This is a genomic window from Marivita sp. NO-S04, assembly GCF_059070475.1.
Map to the genome: position 1 here is coordinate 80210 of NZ_CM180980.1, position 20907 is coordinate 101116.

Annotated in this window: 21 protein-coding genes; 17 read left to right on the top strand and 4 right to left on the bottom strand. The window is 58.3% G+C overall.

Annotation, left to right across the window (positions count from 1 at the left end; genetic code table 11):
* The first annotated feature begins 38 nt into the window (after nucleotides 1-38).
* The 3 genes from ACK3EW_RS00400 to ACK3EW_RS00410 all read left to right on the top strand — a co-directional run bounded on the left by ACK3EW_RS00400 (nucleotide 39) and on the right by ACK3EW_RS00410 (nucleotide 4100).
* Nucleotides 39-569 (top strand): gamma-glutamylcyclotransferase, encoded by a 531-nt coding sequence (locus ACK3EW_RS00400; protein ID WP_493808028.1) that lies wholly within the window; start codon nucleotides 39-41, stop codon nucleotides 567-569.
* 72 nt (nucleotides 570-641) lie between these two features.
* Complete coding sequence (locus ACK3EW_RS00405) at nucleotides 642-1832, top strand: biopolymer transporter ExbB (RefSeq protein WP_085627833.1); 1191 nt, start codon at nucleotides 642-644, stop codon at nucleotides 1830-1832.
* A gap of 3 nt (nucleotides 1833-1835) precedes the next feature.
* Complete coding sequence (locus ACK3EW_RS00410) at nucleotides 1836-4100, top strand: peptidoglycan -binding protein (protein WP_493808029.1); 2265 nt, start codon at nucleotides 1836-1838, stop codon at nucleotides 4098-4100.
* 3 nt (nucleotides 4101-4103) lie between these two features.
* Here the strand turns inward: ACK3EW_RS00410 and ACK3EW_RS00415 are convergent, their stop codons facing one another.
* The 3 genes from ACK3EW_RS00415 to gloB all read right to left on the bottom strand — a co-directional run bounded on the left by ACK3EW_RS00415 (nucleotide 4104) and on the right by gloB (nucleotide 8302).
* Nucleotides 4104-4985 carry a M23 family metallopeptidase gene (locus ACK3EW_RS00415; RefSeq protein WP_493808030.1) on the bottom strand — a complete coding sequence of 294 codons (882 nt, stop codon included), beginning with the start codon at nucleotides 4983-4985 and terminating at the stop codon, nucleotides 4104-4106.
* Between the two features lie 68 nt (nucleotides 4986-5053).
* Nucleotides 5054-7378, bottom strand: coding sequence for an ATP-dependent Clp protease ATP-binding subunit ClpA (clpA, locus tag ACK3EW_RS00420; protein WP_493808031.1), 2325 nt, complete (start codon nucleotides 7376-7378; stop codon nucleotides 5054-5056).
* Between the two features lie 156 nt (nucleotides 7379-7534).
* Nucleotides 7535-8302, bottom strand: coding sequence for a hydroxyacylglutathione hydrolase (gloB, locus tag ACK3EW_RS00425; RefSeq protein ID WP_493808032.1), 768 nt, complete (start codon nucleotides 8300-8302; stop codon nucleotides 7535-7537).
* 63 nt (nucleotides 8303-8365) lie between these two features.
* Here gloB and ACK3EW_RS00430 point away from each other — a divergent pair, with 63 nt between their 5' ends.
* From ACK3EW_RS00430 to ACK3EW_RS00460, 7 genes are all read left to right on the top strand, one after another.
* Complete coding sequence (locus ACK3EW_RS00430) at nucleotides 8366-9154, top strand: methyltransferase domain-containing protein (RefSeq protein WP_439118864.1); 789 nt, start codon at nucleotides 8366-8368, stop codon at nucleotides 9152-9154.
* Nucleotides 9155-9489: 335 nt separating this feature from the next.
* Nucleotides 9490-10056 (top strand): F0F1 ATP synthase subunit delta, encoded by a 567-nt coding sequence (locus tag ACK3EW_RS00435; protein WP_085627839.1) that lies wholly within the window; start codon nucleotides 9490-9492, stop codon nucleotides 10054-10056.
* The gene (gene atpA, locus ACK3EW_RS00440) at nucleotides 10057-11595 is read left to right on the top strand and encodes a F0F1 ATP synthase subunit alpha (protein WP_493808033.1); all 1539 of its coding nucleotides are present in this window, start codon (nucleotides 10057-10059) and stop codon (nucleotides 11593-11595) included.
* Between the two features lie 12 nt (nucleotides 11596-11607).
* On the top strand, nucleotides 11608-12489 hold the full coding sequence (locus tag ACK3EW_RS00445) for a F0F1 ATP synthase subunit gamma (RefSeq protein ID WP_493808034.1): 882 nt from the start codon (nucleotides 11608-11610) through the stop codon (nucleotides 12487-12489).
* 16 nt (nucleotides 12490-12505) lie between these two features.
* The gene (gene atpD / locus ACK3EW_RS00450; RefSeq protein ID WP_439118867.1) at nucleotides 12506-13930 is read left to right on the top strand and encodes a F0F1 ATP synthase subunit beta; all 1425 of its coding nucleotides are present in this window, start codon (nucleotides 12506-12508) and stop codon (nucleotides 13928-13930) included.
* A gap of 63 nt (nucleotides 13931-13993) precedes the next feature.
* The gene (locus ACK3EW_RS00455; RefSeq protein WP_439118868.1) at nucleotides 13994-14428 is read left to right on the top strand and encodes a F0F1 ATP synthase subunit epsilon; all 435 of its coding nucleotides are present in this window, start codon (nucleotides 13994-13996) and stop codon (nucleotides 14426-14428) included.
* A 108-nt stretch (nucleotides 14429-14536) separates the two neighbouring features.
* Nucleotides 14537-14887 (top strand): H-type lectin domain-containing protein, encoded by a 351-nt coding sequence (locus tag ACK3EW_RS00460; RefSeq protein ID WP_493808035.1) that lies wholly within the window; start codon nucleotides 14537-14539, stop codon nucleotides 14885-14887.
* Between the two features lie 55 nt (nucleotides 14888-14942).
* On the opposite strand, the gene ACK3EW_RS00465 is transcribed toward ACK3EW_RS00460, so the two are convergent.
* Entirely contained in the window at nucleotides 14943-15953 is a 1011-nt protein-coding gene (locus ACK3EW_RS00465) for a ribose-phosphate pyrophosphokinase (RefSeq protein ID WP_439118872.1), read from the bottom strand.
* A 107-nt stretch (nucleotides 15954-16060) separates the two neighbouring features.
* On the opposite strand from ACK3EW_RS00465, the gene ACK3EW_RS00470 reads away from it, so the two are divergent.
* From ACK3EW_RS00470 to ACK3EW_RS00500, 7 genes are all read left to right on the top strand, one after another.
* Entirely contained in the window at nucleotides 16061-16660 is a 600-nt protein-coding gene (locus tag ACK3EW_RS00470; RefSeq protein ID WP_493808036.1) for a 2-hydroxychromene-2-carboxylate isomerase, read from the top strand.
* On the top strand, nucleotides 16660-17463 hold the full coding sequence (locus tag ACK3EW_RS00475) for an alpha/beta fold hydrolase (protein ID WP_493808037.1): 804 nt from the start codon (nucleotides 16660-16662) through the stop codon (nucleotides 17461-17463). The genes ACK3EW_RS00470 and ACK3EW_RS00475 overlap by 1 nt, the downstream gene beginning before the upstream one ends.
* A gap of 70 nt (nucleotides 17464-17533) precedes the next feature.
* Nucleotides 17534-18457, top strand: coding sequence for a tetratricopeptide repeat protein (locus tag ACK3EW_RS00480; protein WP_439118874.1), 924 nt, complete (start codon nucleotides 17534-17536; stop codon nucleotides 18455-18457).
* 27 nt (nucleotides 18458-18484) lie between these two features.
* A complete protein-coding gene (locus tag ACK3EW_RS00485; RefSeq protein ID WP_439118875.1) occupies nucleotides 18485-19129 on the top strand; it encodes an LON peptidase substrate-binding domain-containing protein in 645 nt (214 codons plus the stop codon).
* On the top strand, nucleotides 19126-19308 hold the full coding sequence (locus ACK3EW_RS00490; RefSeq protein WP_085627850.1) for a Trm112 family protein: 183 nt from the start codon (nucleotides 19126-19128) through the stop codon (nucleotides 19306-19308). The genes ACK3EW_RS00485 and ACK3EW_RS00490 overlap by 4 nt, the downstream gene beginning before the upstream one ends.
* A 73-nt stretch (nucleotides 19309-19381) precedes the next feature.
* Nucleotides 19382-20290, top strand: a complete 909-nt coding sequence (gene truB, locus ACK3EW_RS00495; RefSeq protein ID WP_493808038.1) for a tRNA pseudouridine(55) synthase TruB — start codon at nucleotides 19382-19384, stop codon at nucleotides 20288-20290.
* Nucleotides 20287-20850: a DUF1643 domain-containing protein gene (locus ACK3EW_RS00500; RefSeq protein WP_493808039.1), complete on the top strand. Its 564-nt coding sequence runs from the start codon at nucleotides 20287-20289 to the stop codon at nucleotides 20848-20850. Before truB ends, ACK3EW_RS00500 begins: the two co-directional genes overlap by 4 nt.
* Nucleotides 20851-20907: the final 57 nt, after the last annotated feature.

The following is a 20907-nucleotide window of genomic DNA, read 5'->3' on the forward strand; positions in this document are numbered from 1 at the left end:
TTGGTGTTTACCGCGCGCTGAAAGGCAGGGCCAGCATCATGACGCTTTGGGTATTCGGATACGGATCGCTTTTGTGGAACCCCGGCTTTACGCCTGTTGAAACGGCTCATGCCCGGCTTGAGGGATATGCACGCAGTTTCTGCATGCGGTCGATCCATCATCGCGGTACCGAGGATGATCCGGGTTTGGTGCTGGCATTGGACGCGCATCCAAATGGTGCTTGCGACGGGTTGGCGATGCAGATGCACGAGGCCGAGTACGACGCCACGATGGCTTACCTGCGGGAACGCGAATTGGTGTCCTCTGCCTATCTTGAGAAGGTTCTGCCGCTGACCTTCAAAGATGGCCGTGAGGTTTTGGCGGTCACGTATGTGATCGACCCGGACCATGTTCAGTATTGCGGATCGCTGGATTTGGAAGAACAGGCGCGGATCATCGCAACGGCGGTCGGTGGGCGTGGACCCAACAGTGAATATTTGTTCAACACGGCGTCACATCTGGCCGAATTGGGCATTCCAGATGCAGAGTTGGACTGGCTTTGCGCGCGTGTGCGAGCGCTGATCGCTTAACCGCTTGGCGATTGGCAGTGAACCGCCTAGAGTTGCCAGCGAAGAACAAGAAACGCGTCAGGAACTGTCCGAATGGATCAGCCGGACATCGAGGCCGAGCCACAGTTTTCACAGCCTGTCCGTCAGGTGTTGATGATGCTCCTAGTTTTGGGGCTGACCGGGTTTGGCGGTTTTCTTGCCTTGCCCCGGGTTCTTCCCGTGTTCCAAGCCAATCCTTATCTGAACGGATTTATCGCCTTCGTCTTCGTTCTGGGCGTACTGGCGTGCTTCTGGCAGGTCTGGCAATTGATCCAATCGGTGCGCTGGATCGAGAAATTTGCCCAAGAGAGGGAAGGTGGGTTCCAGAGCAAGGCGCCCTTGTTGCTTGCACCTTTGGCGACTCTGCTGCGGTCGCGCGGCAGGCGGATGCAAATCAACACTGCCTCAACCCGGTCTATTCTGGATTCCGTGGCCACGCGCATTGATGAGGCGCGCGAGATCACGCGCTATATCGTCAATCTCCTGATCTTTCTGGGTCTTTTGGGTACCTTTTATGGTCTGGCTACGACTGTACCGGCGCTCGTCGACACGATCCGTGGGCTCGCGCCAGAAGACGGGGAGAGTGGCGTCGAGGTGTTTGCCCGACTGATGAACGGTTTGGACAGTCAATTGTCGGGCATGGGCGTCGCGTTTGCATCGTCCCTGCTGGGACTTGCCGGGTCTTTGGTCGTCGGATTGCTCGAGCTTTTTGCTGGGCACGGTCAGAACCGATTTTACCGCGAGTTGGAGGAATGGCTGAGTTCCATCACCAAACTGGGCTTTTCCAGCGGAGATGGAGACGGCGCCGGTGACATGGGCACCGCAGGGGTCATCCTCGACCAAATGGTCGAGCAAATGGAAGCGATGCAGCTGCTGTTCGCCCGGTCCGAAGAAGGCCGCTCCGAAGTGGAATACCGTCTGGGTCAGCTGAGCGATACGCTGGAGCGGATGACCGAACGGATGGAGGCCACCGCGCCCAGTGCGACAGCCTTTGCCCGGATCGCCGACAGTCAGGATCGGTTGATCGACGTCCTGGCGCACAAGTCGGACAATGAGGGCCTGGATGCCGAAAGCCGGATGCGGTTGCGGTCGATCGACGTGCAGATGTTGCGCATTCTCGAAGAAGTGGCGGCGGGCCGTCAGGAGACGATGGCCGAATTGCGCACTGATCTGAACGCAATTGCGCGCGCTTTGGATCGCATGGCCCGCAATTCGGGGCGTAAGGCCGACAAGGGCGAGGGCTAAGCCGTGGCACTGTCACGTCGTACTGGTGCCCGGTTCCAGGCGTCGATCTGGCCCGGCTTTGTCGACGCGATGACCGGGCTCTTGCTGGTGCTGATGTTCGTGTTGACCATCTTCATGGTGGTGCAGGCGGTTCTGCGCGACACGATTACAGGGCAGGAGAACGAACTCAATTCGCTATCCTCTGAAATTGCGGAACTCGCCCGCGCACTAGGCGTGGAGCAGCAGCGGACCACGTCCTTGACCAACCAGTTGGGCGCCTTGAACGCAACGCTGGACGACTCACAGGCGCGGTTGACTGAACAAGAGGCGATCATTGCGTCTTTGTCGGCCACACGCGACCGGCAGGCTGCAGCATTGGAGGCGGCCGATGCGCGGATCGCGTCATTCGAAGAACAGGTTGCCGGGTTGCTGTCAGAGCGCGACACGGCTCGGGATCAGGTGGCCGAGCTTTCCGAAGCACGCGCCCAATTGCTGACCGAGCAGGAGGCTTTGAATCTCGCCTTGGCAACGGCGCGCAGCGAGATTGATGAACAGGTCGAAGCGGCACGATTGGCAGCTGCACGGCGCGAAGCACTGGAAGCTTTGGTGGCGGATCTGCGCGCCGAAAACGCAGAAACTACGGAGCAGGTTGGAGTGCTGACCGCGCAAGTGGCAGATCTCGAGAATGCGCTCAGCGACGAAGAAACGGCGAAACTGGCCGAGGCAGCCGCAGCAGAGGCCCTGCGTGAGCGGTTGGAGAACGCGGATGCCGAATTGACGGCAATGACTATGGCGCTTGAGGCGCAGCGGGCGCGGGCAGAAGAAACGCTTACCCTCTTGGCGGCCGCGCGACAGGCAGAGGAAGACCTGAACGCGCGTTTGGCAGCGGCTTTGGTCGAAGGACAGGAATCGACTGCGGCATTGCAAGCGCGTTTGGACGCAGCGATTGCCGCTAGCGAAGAGAGACTAGCCTCTCTGCAAGCGCAACTTCAGGCCGCGACCAACGAAGGGCAAGAGACCGAAGCGTCATTACAGGCGCAATTGGCAGAACAGGCCAACCGGATTGCATTGCTTGAACAGGAACTTTCGGCCTCGCAAGTTGATCGGACAACGATGTCTTCGTTGGAGGCGCAACTTTCGCAGGCCTTGATCCGGGTATCAGAGGCCAATGCGTTAGAAGCTAGGCTAGAAGAATTGCGAGCGGAAAACGCCGCTCTGACGTCTGATCTGAGCGGGTCAGAGCAGACCACCGCCGAATTGCAAGGAACCGTAGAGGCATTGCGTCAGGCGTTGGCAGACGCACAAGCAGAAGCGGCGACCCGCACTGAAAGCGAACAGACACTTGAGCAGCGCCTTGCCGCAGCCTTGGCCCAACAGACTGCCGTAGAGGCATCGTTGGCAGACACGCGCGATCAGTTGGCAGCGGCACTCGCGGCAAAGATCGCAGCAGAGACCACTCTTGAAGACCGTCTGACAGACGCCGAACAGCGGCAGCTTTTGTTGGAACAAGCGCGCAGCGAATTAGACGAGCAAACACAGCGCGCGACAGAAGCGCAGCGGCAGACGGAATTGCTCAACCAGCAGGTTGGTGCATTGCGTCGACAGTTGTCGTCCTTACAGGCGCTTCTCGATGAAGCGACCATGCGCGATGTCGAAGCGCAAATCCAGCTTGAGAGCCTTGGCAGCGAATTGAACACGGCCTTGGCCCGTGTGGCGGCAGAGGAACGGCGGCGACGTCAGTTGGAAGAGGCAGAGCGCATCCGACTTGAGCAAGAGCGGCAGAGGCTCGAAGAAGAAAGACAGCGTCTGGCGGGTGAGAACCAGGATCTTGAACAGTATCGCTCCGAGTTCTTTGGGCGGCTGCGTGAGGTCTTGGGAAATCGTGAAGGTGTCCGAATCGAAGGGGACCGTTTCGTCTTTTCGTCCGAGGTCTTGTTCCCGTCCGCACAGGCGGCGCTGTCTGTCGAAGGGCGTGCACAGGTGGCCAATGTTGCCGCCATTCTTAGGGACGTATCGCAGGACATTCCCGAAGGGATCAATTGGATCATCCGTGTCGATGGGCATACCGACAACGCACCATTGTCGGGGCAGGGGCTTTACGCAGATAACTGGGAGCTGTCGCAGGCGCGCGCTTTGTCAGTTGTACGCTACATGATCGACGATTTGGGTATCCCGCCGCGCCGTTTGTCGGCCAACGGGTTTGGCGAATACCAACCGATCAATGCCGACGACACAGCCGAAGCAAGGGCGCAGAACCGGCGGATCGAATTGAAACTGACCGAGCAATAGGCATTAGTCCACGATCACATCCGCATGTCGCACGGCCAAGATCGTGGTGCCACGGATCAGTTGGACATAGCCGCGATACTCGCCCTTGGCCCAGCCACCATCGGGTGCGCGTTTGCCATAGGCGCGCATCAGCTGCGCTTGATCATCGTCAAGCCGTGCTGTGTGAGCGAACACCATGCCGTCTGGGCCGTTCATTGTCATTTCGATGCGATCATAAGCGTCGCCATGAAATGCATGGGTATACAGCACCATCGCGTCTGTTGGCGAAAGCGAGGTGCGGCGTGCTTGGCCGGATTGGACCTGTCCGAACTCTGGGACCGTGTCGGAGACCCCGACTGTGAAGAGGCCGGCATCCGTGTAGCGGGGTGCGTCCAGCCATAAGGTATCGCGCGGTTCGGCGCATGCGTTGGTTTTGCCGGGCGCAAAAGGGTCGATGACGTCGGGGCCTTGGGTGATTGTCAGGTGAAGATGTGGGTAATTGGTCAATCCGCTCAGACCCACCTCGCCCAGCAACTGCCCCCGGACCACGCGTTGACCGGGTGTGACGCGTACAGAACCCAGCTTCATGTGGCAGTAAACGGATTGATAGCCATTGCCGTGGTTGATGCGCACCGCGTTGCTGCATTCCTCTCCATTAAGGTCCGTACCCGGCACATAGGGTTGATCGGGGCGGGTGTTTCGGATCGCCTCGACCCGGCCATCTGCGGCGGCGATCACGCGTACACCGTCTTCCATTTGCTCAAAGCTGAGAATGGCGAAATCTGTCCCGCTGTGACCGTCCCTCGTCTTGAACCCGCAGCGGTAATCAGCAGCGGTCTCTGTCGGATCGACATCGGGATAATCTTCGATCACGCATGTTTCGCCCAGAACGCAATCAATCGGCATTCCCAAAAAGGAAACGTCCGCCACAAGAGGTGTGGCGGACGTAATTATTATTGCGATCAGACTACGGATCACTCAGCCGTCAGAAGCGGGGGTTTCTTGCTGGACAGGCGCGGATTGTCCGGCCCGAAAGTTTCCAGCAGGAGGTTGCCGTCCTTAATGGACACACGCACCACGCCACCCTTGGCAAGCTTTCCGAAGAGCAATTCTTCCGCGAGCGGTTTCTTGATCTCTTCTTGGATCACGCGGCCCAAGGGGCGCGCGCCCATCTTGTCGTCGTAGCCCTTGTCGGCCAGCCATTCGGCTGCAGGCTTGGTCAGTTCGATGGTTACGTTGCGATCCATGAGCTGCGCTTCGAGCTGCAGCACGAACTTTTCCACGACCTGAAGAATTACCGACTTCGGCAGCGGCAAGAACGAGATCACGGCATCCAGACGGTTGCGGAATTCCGGCGTGAACGTCCGCTCGATTGCGGCGGTATCCTCACCTTCGCGGCGATCACGACCAAAGCCGATGGCGGCCTTCGCCTGTTCCGCAGCGCCTGCGTTCGACGTCATGATCAGGATCACATTGCGGAAGCTGACAGTGCGACCGTTGTGGTCGGTCAGCGAGCCGTGGTCCATCACCTGCAAGAGGATGTTGTAGACATCCGGGTGCGCCTTTTCGATTTCGTCGAGCAGCAGCACACAATGCGGATGCTGGTCCACGCCATCGGTAAGCTGACCACCCTGATCAAACCCGACATATCCCGGAGGCGCACCGATCAGACGGCTGACCGCATGTTTCTCCATGTATTCGGACATATCGAAGCGCAGAAGCTCTACACCCAGCGTATCTGCCAGTTGTTTTGCCACCTCGGTTTTCCCCACACCCGTCGGACCTGCAAACAGGTAGTTACCGATGGGCTTTTCCGGTTCCCGTAGGCCAGCGCGTGCCAGCTTGATCGCCGAAGACAGCGCGTGGATGGCGGCATCCTGACCAAAGACCACGCGCTTGAGCGATGCTTCGAGATCCTTGAGAACCTCTGCATCGTCCTTGGACACGTTCTTTGGCGGGATGCGGGCAATCTTGGCGACGACGGCTTCGATCTCTTTGGCGCCAAGCGATTTGCGCCGCTTGGATTCTGCAACCAGATGCTGAGCAGCACCAGCCTCGTCGATCACGTCGATGGCCTTGTCCGGTAGCTTACGGTCGTTGATGTAGCGTGCGGACAGTTCCACCGCAGTCTTGATCGCTTCGGCGGTGTATTTGACGCCGTGATGTTCCTCGAAATAGGGCTTGAGACCCTTGAGGATCTTGATGGTGTCTTCGACCGAAGGTTCGTTCACGTCGATCTTCTGGAACCGGCGGCTGAGTGCGCGGTCTTTTTCGAAGTGCTGACGGAATTCTTTGTAAGTTGTAGAGCCCATGCACCGCAGCTTGCCACCCTGAAGTGCAGGCTTCAGCAGGTTGGAGGCATCCATTGCGCCGCCGGAGGTGGCACCAGCACCAATGACAGTGTGGATCTCGTCGATGAAGAGCACCGCGTCGTCATGGTCTTCCAATTCGGTCATCACGGCCTTCAGACGTTCTTCAAAGTCACCACGGTAACGGGTGCCCGCAAGAAGCGCGCCCATGTCTAGCGAATAAATGGTTGTCTTCGACAGAACCTCGGGAGTCTCGCCAGCCACGATCTTACGTGCCAAGCCTTCCGCAATCGCGGTTTTGCCCACGCCGGGATCCCCCACAAGAAGCGGGTTATTTTTGCGGCGACGGCAGAGCACCTGGATGCAGCGCTCGACCTCGGAATCGCGGCCGATCAGCGGGTCGATATCGCCTTCGCGCGACTTGGCGTTCAGATCCACGCAATATTTGGCGAGCGCAGACTCTTTCTGTTCGCCTTGCGGTTCTTGCGCCTGGGTTTCTTCTTCGTTGTCGGACGCACCTGTGACCGGGCGGCTTTCACCGTATGCCGGGTTTTTGGCGACGCCATGTGCGATGAAGTTGACCGCGTCATATCGGGTCATGTCTTGATCTTGCAGGAAGTAGGCAGCGTTGCTTTCGCGTTCAGCGAAGATCGCGACCAGCACGTTGGCGCCAGTCACTTCGCTGCGGCCAGAACTTTGGACATGAATTGCGGCGCGCTGGATCACGCGCTGGAACGCTGCCGTCGGAACCGCCTCGGACCCTTCGATGTCGGTGACCAAGTTGGACAAATCGTCGTCGATATAATCGACCAGCGTCGTGCGCAACTCTTCCGTGTCGACCGAGCACGCTTTCATCACGCGAACCGCGTCAGGTTCGTCGATCAGCGCCAGCAGCAGATGCTCCAGCGTTGCGAACTCATGCGACCTCGAATTGGCCAACGCCAAAGCCGAGTGAATTGCCTGCTCAAGGGTATTCGAAAATGAAGGCACGGTTGAGTGCTCCTTCTTTTGGTGTCGCGTCGCAGGGTACGACACAACTGTCATCTTATTGTTAAACTGTGGTCGTTACCTACAAACCTTCAAGTTTTTTCTTTGTCTTGACAGGGTACATCAGTGCAATTGCTCGCACGTTCTTGTGAAATTGCCTCAGAAGCGGTCCTTGCGGGCGCGAATTTCGGCAAATACGTCAACCGGTTCGGCACCGATCATGTCGAAGTGGGCTTGGATTGCGGGGTCAGCGGCGCGCAGGAAGGGGTTTGTCGCCGCTTCTTCAGAAAGTTTGCTGGGAACCGTCGGTTCGTTTCTGTCTCGTAATGAATTTATGCGGTCTATCCGCGCTTTCAAGTCAGTATTGTCAGGGTCGACCGTGATCGCAAAACGGGCGTTGGCCTGAGTGTACTCGTGACCGGAACAGATCAATGTGTCGGGTTCCAAAGATGCGAGTTTCTGCAGGCTGTCCCACATTTGTGCTGCAGTCCCCTCAAACAGCCGGCCACATCCAAGCGCCATAAGGCTGTCTGCAGTAAACGCATATCCAGACGCTTGGGCCACAAAGGCTATGTGCCCAACTGTGTGCCCGGACACATCAAGGACGTCGATCACCTCACCGCCGAACTCGAAACGGTCGCCATCGCTGACTTCTCGGTTAAGTGAAGGCAGCCGATGGCGGTCTGCCTTTGCTCCGGTGACCTTGGCTTCATGGCTCTTCAAAAGGTCGTCCACCCCGCCGATATGGTCATGGTGATGATGCGTGAGCCAGATTTCGGTAAGGGTCCAGCCACGCTTGTTCAATTCGTCCAGAAGCGGCTGCGCCTCTGGCACATCGACACATGCCGTCGCACCGCTTGCGCTGTCATGCAGCAAGTATGTGTAATTGTCTGACAGGGCCGGCAGAGTGACGAGTTCAAGAGGCATGGCGTTTCTTTCCGTGGTAAGTACACTTAACGGCAAACTAGGCCAAAATGTTCGGAGGCCCAAATGCATCTCGACGTGCAGCGGTTGCACAGCTTCTACTATCGCAGTGCGATAGGTCGCGTGGCGCAGCGCGTAGTCCGGGATCAGGTGACTATGTTTTGGCCCGAAGCCAAACAACAATCGGTTGGAGGGTTCGGGTTCGCCGTACCGTTGTTGCGCCCTTATCTCCCGCATGCCCGCCGTGTCGTTGCGCTGATGCCGTCGCAGCAAGGTGTCATGCCGTGGCCTGCAGGGATGCCCAATGTCTCTGTGCTTTGCGAAGAAACGCTTTGGCCGATCGAAAATGGGCGCTTCGACAAGCTCGTTTTGATGCATGGTCTGGAAACGTCCGAGCGCCCCTCGGCTTTGCTTGATGAATGTTGGCGGGTTCTTGGGCCGGGCGGCAAAGCCTTGTTCATCGTACCCAACCGGTCGGGCCTGTGGGCGCGGTCCGATGCTACGCCGTTCGGGTTCGGGCGGCCTTATTCGATGGGCCAACTCGAAGCACAGCTCAAAGCGCACAATTTCGAACCACTTCGACATACTGCAGTGCTGTATCAGCCTCCGTCGACACGCCGTTTCTGGATGAAGACCGGGCGGTTCTGGGAACAGATGGGGCGGAGCGTATCTGCTCTTATCGCCGGGGGGGTGCTGATGGTTGAGGTATCGAAAACCAATCCAACGCCGCGCGGTACAAAGGCAGAAAGCCGTGTGCTCAATCCGCTGGGCAACCTTGTGCCGAAGCCGTCCAGCAAACCTGCGCGGGCGCGCGTGCAGGGCAAAAGTACCGCATTCGAGCGCGGGAATCCCTGATCTCGTCCACACTTTGCCCGCTTTTTGTGCAGTTGCGGCGAGGATGGGCAATGTCGCACGGCGCTTGAAATGGCGCTTTAGGCTGACAGGAATCGGCAAACATGACCAATCCGCTCGGAAAAGATGCACCTTTATTGCGCGCAATAGGTCGCACTTATGGCTAACTCTTTGTAAATAATAGGGATGTGGGTGATTTCAAAATCACCATACCGTGTTGCGGGCTGAGGAAGCCTCTGCTACATCCGCGCTGATTTCTATGCCATGCGGCATTTGCCAAACTGAAAACGTCTCTGACCACCGGTACTTCGGGGGATCGGAGACAGAATAGCGGAAGGGTGGACGTGTCTGAATCAGCATCCATTTCCTCTGGCATCGCGGATCGCTATGCCACGGCGGTCTTTGATCTCGCCAAAGAGGGTAAAGAGCTGGATAAGCTCGAAGCGAATCTCGACGATCTGTCGGCCGCACTTGCGAGCAGCCCAGAACTGACCGACCTGATCCATTCGCCGGTCTACAGCCGTGATGCGCAGTCCAATGCGATCACCGCGGTTGCAGCCAAGATGGGTTTGACAAAGACGATGCAGAACGTGCTGGCGCTGATGGCGTCCAAGCGTCGCCTGTTCGTGCTGCCGCAGATGATCAACCGTCTGCGCGACCAGATTGCGGAAGAAAAGGGCGAGGTCACGGCTGATGTCGTCTCCGCCGTCAAACTGACCGCCGCCCAGTCGAAAGAGCTTGCCAATACGCTCAAGACGAAAGTTGGCAAAGATGTTAAGATCAATGCGACCGTTGATGAATCCCTCATCGGCGGTCTTGTCGTTAAAGTGGGCTCGAAGATGATCGACACGTCGATCCGCTCCAAGCTTAACTCCCTGCAAAATGCTATGAAAGAGGTCGGATAAATGGGTATCCAAGCAGCCGAGATTTCTGCGATCCTAAAGGAGCAGATCAAGAACTTCGGGCAGGACGCCGAAGTCACCGAGGTGGGCCGCGTCCTTTCCGTTGGTGACGGTATCGCGCGCGTTTACGGCCTCGACAATGTGCAGGCCGGCGAAATGGTCGAATTCCCGGGCGGAATTCGCGGCATGGCGCTCAACCTTGAAGCCGACAACGTCGGTATCGTGATCTTCGGTTCTGACCGGGACATCAAGGAAGGCGACACAGTCAAGCGTACCAAGGCCATCGTGGACGTGCCTGTGGGCGACGAACTGCTGGGCCGCGTTGTTGATGGTCTGGGCAACCCGATTGACGGCAAAGGTCCGATCAAGACCGCCAACCGTTCCATAGCGGATGTGAAAGCCCCGGGCATCATCCCGCGTAAGTCGGTTCACGAACCGATGGCGACCGGCCTTAAGGCCGTCGACTCGATGATCCCGATTGGCCGTGGCCAGCGCGAACTCATCATCGGTGACCGTCAGACCGGTAAAACTGCCGTTGCTCTGGATGCGATCCTGAACCAGAAATCCTACAATGACGCGGCAGGCGATGACGAGAGCAAGAAGCTCTACTGCATCTATGTTGCGGTTGGCCAAAAGCGTTCCACAGTGGCGCAGCTGGTGAAGAAGCTCGAAGAGAGCGGCGCGATCGAATACACGATCGTGGTTGCGGCCACAGCGTCCGACCCCGCGCCGATGCAGTTCCTTGCACCCTACGCAGCGACCTCAATGGCCGAGCACTTCCGTGACAATGGCCGTCACGCTCTGATCATCTATGATGACCTGTCCAAGCAGGCCGTTGCTTACCGCCAGATGTCCCTGCTGCTGCGTCGCCCGCCGGGCCGCGAAGCCTATCCGGGTGACGTTTTCTATCTCCACTCGCGCCTGCTCGAGCGTTCGGCAAAGCTGAACGAAGACAACGGCTCTGGTTCGCTGACAGCTCTGCCGATCATCGAAACTCAGGGTGGTGACGTTTCGGCGTTTATTCCGACCAACGTGATCTCGATCACCGACGGCCAGATCTTCCTCGAAACCGAACTCTTCTACCAAGGTGTCCGTCCTGCCGTGAACACCGGTCTGTCGGTGTCTCGTGTGGGTTCGTCCGCTCAGACAAGCGCGATGTCCTCGGTTGCCGGTCCAGTTAAACTGTCCCTCGCTCAGTACCGTGAGATGGCAGCGTTCGCGCAGTTCGGTTCCGACCTCGATGCCTCGACACAGCAGCTGCTGAACCGTGGTGCGCGTCTGACTGAGCTGATGAAGCAGCCGCAGTATTCGCCCCTGACCAACGCCGAAATCGTCTGCGTCATCTTTGCAGGCACCAATGGTTATCTGGACAAGATTCCAATGGACCGCGTTAAGGATTTCGAAGCGGGTCTGCTGGGCCACATGCGCGGTAAGCGTAGTGACATTCTTGAATGGATCACGAACGACGATCCGAAGATCAAGGGTGACGCTGCCGACAAGCTCAAGGCCGCGATTGACGAATACGCCGCCGGCTTCTCGTAAGGAGACGAGGCAATGCCAAATCTCAAGGATTTGAAAAACCGGATCGCGTCGGTCAAATCGACCCGCAAGATCACCAAGGCCATGCAAATGGTGGCCGCCGCAAAATTGCGGCGGGCACAGGATGCTGCCGAAATGGCACGTCCTTACACAGAGCGGTTCAACGCCGTGATGGGTGCGCTTGCGTCCAGCGTCGGCGACAGCGACAGCGCGCCGAAACTGCTGAGCGGGACCGGCAAGGACGACGTGCATCTGCTTGTCGTTCTGACGGCGGAGCGTGGTCTGTGTGGCGGCTTCAACGCGAATATCGCGAAGCTGGCCAAGCAGAAGGCGACAGAGCTCAAGGCCAAAGGCAAGACGGTCAAGATTTTGACTGTTGGCAAAAAAGGCCGTGACGCGTTGAAGCGTGACTTCGGCAACCTGTCCGTCGGCCATATCGACATGAGCGATGTGAAACGGATCGGTTACGCGGATGCTCAGGGCATCGCCAAGGACATCCTTGGTCGCTTTGATGCAGGCGAATTCGATGTAGCGACGATCTTCTACGCAAAGTTCGTTAATGTCGTGAGCCAGACCCCGACGGCACAGCAGGTTATCCCGGCTGCCTTCGATGCACCCGAGCAAGGCACTGCTGAAGCCAGCACGCTTTACGATTACGAGCCGGACGAAGAGGCGATCCTTGCCGATCTTCTGCCGCGCGGTGTGGCGACGCAGATCTTTGCGGCGTTGCTGGAAAACGGAGCCTCCGAACAGGGTGCCCGGATGAGCGCGATGGACAATGCAACCCGCAACGCGGGCGAAATGATCGACAAGCTCACCATCGAATACAACCGTTCGCGTCAGGCCGTGATTACCAACGAACTGATCGAAATTATCTCGGGCGCCGAGGCGCTCTAAGAACCGGAGACGAAACATGGCAAACGCAAAAGGCAAAATCACGCAGGTGATCGGCGCCGTCGTGGACGTTCAGTTCGACGACCACCTGCCGGCTATTTTGAACTCGCTGACCACAAGCAACAACGGCAAGAAGCTCGTTCTTGAAGTGGCCCAGCACCTTGGCGAAAACACCGTGCGCACCATCGCGATGGACGCAACCGAAGGCCTCGTCCGGGGTCAGGAAGTTGTCGACACCGACGGTCCGATCTCGGTTCCGGTGGGTGCAGCGACACTCGGTCGTATCCTGAACGTCGTCGGTGAGCCGGTGGACGAAGGCGGCCCGGTCGAAGCGGAAGAGTACCGTCCGATCCACGCTCCTGCGCCCGAATTCGCAGAACAGTCGACCGAGTCCGAAATCCTCGTGACCGGCATCAAGGTGATCGATCTTCTCGCGCCCTATTCCAAGGGTGGTAAGATCGGTCTCTTCGGCGGTGCCGGCGTGGGCAAGACAGTTCTCATCATGGAACTGATCAACAACATCGCCAAAGTGCACTCGGGCTATTCGGTGTTTGCGGGTGTGGGTGAACGTACCCGTGAGGGCAACGACCTTTACCACGAGATGATCGAATCCAACGTTATCAAGCCGGACAACCTCAAGGAAAGCCAGGTGGCCCTTGTGTATGGTCAGATGAACGAGCCTCCGGGAGCGCGTGCGCGTGTAGCCCTGACAGGTCTGACACTGGCAGAACAGTTCCGTGACGCATCCGGCACAGACGTTCTGTTCTTCGTGGACAACATTTTCCGCTTTACACAGGCCGGCTCCGAAGTGTCCGCTCTGCTGGGTCGTATCCCGTCTGCTGTGGGCTACCAGCCGACACTGGCGACCGACATGGGCCAGATGCAGGAACGCATCACGTCGACCAAAGCAGGCTCGATTACGTCGATCCAGGCCGTGTACGTGCCTGCGGACGACCTTACCGACCCGGCGCCTGCGACGACGTTCGCCCACTTGGACGCAACAACCGTTCTGTCTCGTGCGATCTCCGAGCTTGGTATCTATCCGGCGGTTGACCCGCTCGACTCCAACTCGCGTTTGATGGACCCGCAGATCGTGGGTGAAGAGCACTACCAGGTGGCCCGTGACGTTCAGGGTATCCTGCAGCGCTACAAGTCGCTTCAGGACATCATCGCGATCCTCGGCATGGACGAACTGTCCGAAGAGGACAAGATGACCGTGGCACGTGCCCGTAAGATCCAGCGCTTCCTGTCGCAGCCGTTTGACGTGGCGAAGGTGTTTACCGGCTCTGACGGTGTTCAGGTTCCGTTGGAAGACACGATTTCGTCCTTCAAGGCCGTGGTTGCTGGTGAATACGACCACCTGCCCGAAGGTGCCTTCTACATGGTGGGCGGCATCGACGAAGTGAAAGCCAAAGCCGAAAAGATGGCGGCAGACGCGGCCTAATCCGGGCGCTTATCCGTCCTCGCGGGGTTCTTCGCGAGGACGCCACCCAAAAGGAGATCACACATGGCAGAGACCATGCAATTCGATCTGGTCAGCCCCGAGCGCAGCCTGATGTCGGCGCAGGTCAAATCTGTGCAGATCCCGGGTGCGGATGGCGATATGACAGCCATGCCGAACCATGCGCCGCTCATCACAACACTGCGCCCCGGTGTGCTGAAGGTCGAAACCGACAAAGGCATCGAAGAGTTCGTTGTGACAGGCGGTTTCGCAGAGCTAGGAGAGAGCCTTTCGGTTCTTGCCGAGCGTGCCGTTCCGAAAGCCGATATCGATCAAGCCGCCTATGAGGCGATGGTTGATGAGGCGCATGCGGCCTACAAGCAGACCAAGGAAACATTCAAAAACGAACCGGGCCCGGTAGACGATGCAGCCAAGCTGTTGGCTGACATGGTCGCGGTTGGCACACATATCGGCCTGTCGCCGAAACAGCCATCGCTCTGAACCAGCTTTTGGTTATACAATTATAGCCCCGCAGCAATGCGGGGCTTTTTTGCTTTGGACATAGCCTTGTCCTGCGATAGACCCCAATGACTTTGAGAAAAGGGTGTCATGCAGATCATCAACAGCGCGCGTGTCGGAATAGCTCAAGGCTCAGTCGATCTTTTCTCGGATTATGAGACTGGCGGAGAGATGTGGACCGGAGAGGGTTTCCGTGCACGCAACCAGTGGATCGGCTTTGATCGGCCGTTTTCGGGTCCGCCCACTGTGCATGTTTCCCTGACACTTTGGGATATGGACAGTGCCCACAACGTGCGCGCCGACCTCACGGCAGAAGATATCTCCGAAGCCGGCTTCACTGCTGTTTTTCGAACGTGGCTCGACACCAAGGTAGCACGGGTCCGCATCTCTTGGATTGCCATTGACGCTGTCGCATCAGACGACGATTGGGATGACCCTTAATCGGCGTCGTGCGCCGGCTTTTGGTGGAACATCAACACGTCTGCACGTTGGGGATTTAAAGGATGCCCTCATAGATCGGCCCCAGCGTTTCCGTCTCGAACAGGGACGACACAGATGTGCCGTTCCAGATGTTCAGGATCGCCTGCGCGAACATCGGCGCAGTTGGGACGATGCGGATGTTCTTGGCATTCGCAACAGCCTCCGTCGCCTGAATGGAATCCGTGATCACCAGCGACTTCATCACTGAATTCGTGATCCGTTCCACTGCAGGGCCAGACAACACCCCGTGGGTGATATACGAGTGCACTTCGGTTGCACCGTGTTGCATCAGGACCTCGGCTGCTTTGCAGAGGGTTCCGGCGGTGTCACAAATGTCGTCAACGATAATGCACTTCTTCCCGGTCACATCGCCGATCACGGTCATCTCGGCAACTTCGCCCGGCTTTTCGCGGCGCTTGTCCACGATAGAGAGCGGCGCGTTGATCCGCTTGGCCAGCTCGCGGGCACGGGCCACCCCGCCCACGTCCGGAGAGACGATCATTACGTCGGACGTATCGCCTTTGAACTGCTCTAGAATATCAAGAGCGAAAATTGGCGACGCATAAAGGTTGTCCACCGGGATATCGAAAAAGCCCTGAATCTGCGCTGCATGCAGGTCCATCGTCAAAACACGCTCAATGCCCGCTTCCGCGATCATGTTCGACACCAGTTTGGCGGTGATCGGGGTACGTGCCTTGGACCGACGATCCTGACGGGCATAGCCAAAATAAGGGATCACGGCAGTGATGCGGGCCGCGGAGGAACGACGCAGCGCGTCTGACATGATGAGCAGTTCCATCAAGTTGTCGTTCGCCGGATTCGAGGTCGGCTGGATGATGAACATGTCTTCACCACGAACGTTCTCGTAAACCTCGACAAAGATTTCCTGATCATTGAAGCGCTCGACCCGCGCATCGACGAGGCCAACGTTCATCCCGCGGTACATCGTCATCCGGCGTGCGATGCCTTTGGCCAATGGCATGTTCGCATTGCCGGAAATGAGTTTGGGTTCAACAATGCTGGGCATGGCGGCAGGCTCCATTGGGGCGGTCAATGATGACAGATTCGTGACGTTGCGCTCGCCTTAGCATGCGCCTACCGTCGCGCAAAGCAACTGACGCCCGGAGGGACCAAATGGCCCACATTGATTACTTTTTCTCAACACTGTCACCCTATGCCTACCTCGCGGGCACGCGGTTGGAAGATGTCGCGGCAAAACACGGTGCGACCATCACCTACAAACCTCTGGATGTGGTCGCTCTTTTTGGTCGGACGGGCGGCACCCCACCCAAAGAGCGGCATCCCAGCCGCCAGCAGCTACGGGCGCAGGAACTGACCCGGCAATCGAAAAAGCTGGGGCTTCCGCTGAATTTGCAACCAGCGTTCTGGCCGACCAACGGGGCGCCCTCATCCTACGCGATCATCGCAGCACAGAATGCGGGCGGCGGGGATCTTGGCAAGCTCGCACATGGTTTCCTGCGGGCTGTCTGGGTCGAAGACAAAGATATTGCGCAGGATGACGTGGTCCGAGCAATGCTGGCCGATGCAGGCTTTGACCCGGCCCTGGCCGACAGTGGGTTGCTTAGCGGTGCCGAAGCCTATGCCGCTAATCTGGAAGAGGCGGCGTTGCGCGGTGTATTCGGGGCGCCGTTCTATATCACCGACAATGATCAGCGTTTCTGGGGACAGGACCGGATTGGGGACCTTGACCTGCACCTTGCCGGAAAGCTCTGATGCTCGATGAGGTGAAAGGAGGTTTTCCAGTCTTCGTTCGGTCTTTTGGCAGCCGGCCGCAACCGGCCCTGCTGCTCCATTGCGCCCTTGCGCATTCCAAAATCTGGACGCCTCTCGCTTCACGGCTGTCGACCGCCTTGTCGATGGTCGCACCGGATATGCCGGGCCACGGGCGCAGTGCGCCCTGGGATCGCCGTTCCGATCTGCATGATCAGGTCACGGCCATTGCCAAGGACTGCCTTGCTGAAGGCGCCCATGTAATTGGGCACAGCTTTGGAGCAACCGTCGCCTTGCGGCTGGCGATAGAAGAACCAGGCAAGGTGCACAGTCTGACGCTTATTGAACCAGTGCTGTTCGCAGCAGCGCGTGAAAGCGACCCGCAAGTGTTCGACACCTATATTGATTCATCCCAGCGCTTCGGCGCGGCGCTCGCAAACGACAACTGGTCCGATGCTGCGGCTGATTTCATCCGCATCTGGGGGGATGGCCGCCCTTGGGACTCTCTGAGCGACACAGAAAGGACGTCATTTGCCGCACAGATGCCCTTTATCCGCGAAACAGAGCCCTGTCTGGTCGAGGATGCGAATGGTCTGCTGGCACCCGGACGCCTCGAAGGTATCAGGTGCCCGACACGTCTGATCCGCGGTGCCAACACGGAGCCAGTGATCGCGGCGATCCATACCACGCTGCAACGACGGATACCGGGTGCTGTGGATACGGTGATCGACGGGGCGGGTCATATGGTGCCGATCACGCATCCTGATGCGGTTGCCAGCTGTATCGGCGATTTGATCAATGGCTAACCCCTTGCAAGACGGGGTTCGGTGCGCCATCTACGCGGAGACTTCCCGGTAAACTCGACAGGAGACGCAGATGATCGAACTTGGACAAAGCCCCGCACCGGCTGATCTGATCAAGGACGTTTCTCAGGATGCGTTCATGGCCGAAGTGGTCGATGGCAGCATGGAAACGCCGGTCATCGTGGATTTCTGGGCGCCCTGGTGCGGCCCCTGCAAGACCCTTGGGCCACAGCTCGAGGCGGAAGTGACAAGCGCGCGCGGCGCGGTCAAGATGGCCAAAGTCAATGTCGACGAGGCGCAGGGACTTGTTCAGGCGTTGGCGCAGCAAGGCTTGCCGATCCAGTCCATCCCGACGGTCGTGGCCTTCGTCAAGGGACGTCCGATCGACATGTTCCAGGGCGCGCAACCGGCCTCTGAAATCAAGGCATTCGTGGAGCGTGTGGTCAAGGCGGCTGGGGGCGATGCCAGCGGTGGACTGGATGACGCGGTCGAGGCCGCGGAAGAAATGCTTGAAGCTGGTGCCGCGGTGGATGCCATGCAGACCTTCGCAGCCGTTCTCGAAGAAGATCCTCTGCACGTGCGCGCTTATGCCGGGCTGGTACGTTGCGCACTTGCTGCGGATGACCTTGAACAGGCTGAAGCCATTCTGAACGGTGCCCCTGCCGAGATTTCCGGCAAGCCGGAACTGGAAGCCGTGCACGCGCAATTGGAGCTTGCCAAACAGGCAAGCAATTCCGGACCTGTGGCCGAGTTGCAAGCGGCGGTTGAGGCGGATCCGGACAACCACCAAGCACGTTTTGACCTCGCGCAGGCTCTATATGCCAAGGGCGATGGACAGGCTGCGGTGGACCACCTGCTCGAGTTGTTCCGCCGAGATCGTGAATGGAACGATGCCGCTGCCAAGACGCAGTTGATGACCATCTTCGAAGCGCTCAAGCCGAATGATCCAGTGGCTTTGAACGGACGCCGTAAATTGAGCTCGATGATATTTGCCTGAACGGTTCGTCAGACTACGTCCGTTGTTATGACAAGAGTCACTGAATTGCCGGGGTCTATCCCTGTGTTTCCGTTGCCCGGGGCGCTGTTGCTGCCCCGCGCACGGCTTCCGTTGCATCTGTTCGAGCCGCGCTATCTGCAAATGCTTGAAGATGCTATGAAAACGCCTGACCGACTGATCGGCATGGTACAACCAAATGCACGGCCTAATGGTGACAAGGACGCCCTGCAGCGCATCGGCTGCGCCGGACGCGTGACCCAGTTTTCCGAAACCGAAGATGGCCGCTATATGATCACCCTTTCGGGGATATCGCGGTTCAGGGTGGGTGACGAGATCGAGGGCTTCACGCCATACCGACGGTTCGAGGTAAACTGGGATGGCTTTGACCGGGATCAGGGTGGTCCTGAACATGACCGGAGCTTTGATCGCGATGGCTTTCTTAACCTTCTGGACCGGTATTTCGCAGCTCGTGATCTGTCGGCTGATTGGGCCACGCTCAAGGATGCGGACAACGAGCTTTTGATCAATTCGCTGTCCATGCTTCTGGATTTCGAGCCGGAGGAAAAGCAGGCTTTGCTGGAAGCGCCTTCGCTGTCCACACGGCGGGAGACGTTGGTTACCCTGATCGAATATGCCCTGCGGGGGGGCCAGTCGGAGGATATCTTGCAATGAGCGAAACTCCGGGGTTCGATCGAAAAATGCTTGAGGCTTTGGTATGCCCGCAAACCCAAGGGCGGCTGGAATATGATGCCAGTCGTCAGGAGCTGATCAGTCACTCCGCGCATTTGGCCTATCCAATCCGGGATGGCATCCCGATCATGCTGATCGACGAAGCGCGCGAGATCGACTGAAGGTCTCAAGTTGAATTGACAGGCTTCTTGCCCTGCGATACCTCGCCGGTCTTTCAGAGACGCGAGAGGCAGGATGGCACGCAAACGCAAGGGTCGCGACATATCAGGATGGTTGGTGGTGGACAAACCCGCCGGCCTGACCTCGACGGCGGTGGTCAATAAGGTCCGTTGGGCGTTCGATGCCAAAAAGGCCGGGCACGCCGGCACGCTCGATCCTGAAGCCACTGGCGTGCTTGCCGTTGCCTTGGGTGAGGCCACCAAGACAGTGCCCTACATCACCGACGCTCTCAAAGCGTACGAGTTCACCGTACGGTTTGGACAGGCGACCCGTACGGATGATGCTGAAGGTGAGGTGATCGCCACCTCCGACCTGCGGCCCAGTGATGACGACATCAAAGAAGCGCTGCACGCGTTCGTAGGCGACATTCTGCAAGTTCCGCCGCAATTCTCGGCGGTGATGATCGACGGCGAGCGCGCCTACAAACGCGCCCGCGAGGGCGAAGAGATGGACATTGCCGCCCGACCGCTTTTTGTGGATGAACTTACCCTTCTCGACCGACCGGATGCCGATCATGCGGTTTTGATGCTGGTCTGTGGCAAGGGGGGCTATGTCCGATCCATCGCAAGAGATTTGGGCGCGGCTCTGGGCTGTTTGGGTCATGTTTTGCGCCTGAGGCGTATCTGGTCTGGCCCGTTCGATGCCGAAGATGGGATCAGCCTCGAGCAGATCGACGAATTGGCCAAAACGGCAGAGTTGGATGCTTATCTAAGGCCGCTGGAAGAAGGCTTGGCCGATCTGCCGGAATTGACCTGCACGCCAGAAGCGGCTGTAAAGCTGCGCAACGGCAATCCGGCGATGGTGATCGCATCCGGTGTCGAATATGGCGATGAATGCTGGGTCTCATGCGATGGCGCGCCGGTTGCAGTCGGACGCTACAAATCTGGTGAAGTGCATCCTTCCCGGGTGTTCGTTACGGCATGACGGGGCTGCCCGTAGCCGTCGCAGCAGGGTTGGTGCACAGGTCCCATATTGCCGACGGATGCGTGTCCCGCGTCTGGTATTCACCCTGTGACCGATATCGGTATGCACTGTCCCGAACGTGGGGCACAGATCAACCGGCGTTGTTGTTCGTTATGCTTAATCCGTCCACTGCGGATGAACATCGAAATGATCCGACCGTTGCACGCTGTGAAACCCGCGCCCGCAGCATGGGGTTTGGTGGCGTTATGATTGCCAACCTCTTTGCCTTTCGGGCAACCCGGCCAGACGACTTGAAGCGCGCGGACCATCCCGTTGGATCAGCGAATGATGGTATTCTGGAGCACTGGTCGGCAAGCGCCGGGATGACGATTGCGGCATGGGGCGTACATGGTGGACACGAAAGCCGGGCCTACGATGTGGCGTCACGGCTCCGGGGACAGGTCCATCATCTGGGATTGACGAAAGACGGACATCCCCGACATCCGCTTTACGTGTCGTTCAAAACACAGCCAATGTGTTGGCCGCACTCCGAGCGATATGTCCTCCGACAGTCTGTTTGAATAAAGGGGGCACGCCGCCAGATCGAAACGTTTGGTTTACCGGGGTAGGCTATGGTG

Bases quoted from the DNA above. Each gene is read 5' to 3' on its own strand.
- truB (WP_493808038.1), top strand. From the start codon at position 19,382: ATGGCACGCAAACGCAAGGGTCGCGACATATCAGGATGGTTGGTGGTG.
- ACK3EW_RS00500 (WP_493808039.1), top strand. From the start codon at position 20,287: ATGACGGGGCTGCCCGTAGCCGTCGCAGCAGGGTTGGTGCACAGGTCC.
- ACK3EW_RS00400 (WP_493808028.1), top strand. From the start codon at position 39: ATGACGCTTTGGGTATTCGGATACGGATCGCTTTTGTGGAACCCCGGC.
- ACK3EW_RS00445 (WP_493808034.1), top strand. From the start codon at position 11,608: ATGCCAAATCTCAAGGATTTGAAAAACCGGATCGCGTCGGTCAAATCG.
- ACK3EW_RS00490 (WP_085627850.1), top strand. From the start codon at position 19,126: ATGAGCGAAACTCCGGGGTTCGATCGAAAAATGCTTGAGGCTTTGGTA.
- ACK3EW_RS00430 (WP_439118864.1), top strand. From the start codon at position 8,366: ATGCATCTCGACGTGCAGCGGTTGCACAGCTTCTACTATCGCAGTGCG.
- ACK3EW_RS00480 (WP_439118874.1), top strand. From the start codon at position 17,534: ATGATCGAACTTGGACAAAGCCCCGCACCGGCTGATCTGATCAAGGAC.
- ACK3EW_RS00465 (WP_439118872.1), bottom strand. From the start codon at position 15,953: ATGCCCAGCATTGTTGAACCCAAACTCATTTCCGGCAATGCGAACATG.
- ACK3EW_RS00455 (WP_439118868.1), top strand. From the start codon at position 13,994: ATGGCAGAGACCATGCAATTCGATCTGGTCAGCCCCGAGCGCAGCCTG.
- ACK3EW_RS00470 (WP_493808036.1), top strand. From the start codon at position 16,061: ATGGCCCACATTGATTACTTTTTCTCAACACTGTCACCCTATGCCTAC.
- atpD (WP_439118867.1), top strand. From the start codon at position 12,506: ATGGCAAACGCAAAAGGCAAAATCACGCAGGTGATCGGCGCCGTCGTG.
- ACK3EW_RS00415 (WP_493808030.1), bottom strand. From the start codon at position 4,985: ATGCCGATTGATTGCGTTCTGGGCGAAACATGCGTGATCGAAGATTAT.
- ACK3EW_RS00460 (WP_493808035.1), top strand. From the start codon at position 14,537: ATGCAGATCATCAACAGCGCGCGTGTCGGAATAGCTCAAGGCTCAGTC.
- ACK3EW_RS00475 (WP_493808037.1), top strand. From the start codon at position 16,660: ATGCTCGATGAGGTGAAAGGAGGTTTTCCAGTCTTCGTTCGGTCTTTT.
- atpA (WP_493808033.1), top strand. From the start codon at position 10,057: ATGGGTATCCAAGCAGCCGAGATTTCTGCGATCCTAAAGGAGCAGATC.
- gloB (WP_493808032.1), bottom strand. From the start codon at position 8,302: ATGCCTCTTGAACTCGTCACTCTGCCGGCCCTGTCAGACAATTACACA.
- ACK3EW_RS00405 (WP_085627833.1), top strand. From the start codon at position 642: ATGGATCAGCCGGACATCGAGGCCGAGCCACAGTTTTCACAGCCTGTC.
- ACK3EW_RS00485 (WP_439118875.1), top strand. From the start codon at position 18,485: ATGACAAGAGTCACTGAATTGCCGGGGTCTATCCCTGTGTTTCCGTTG.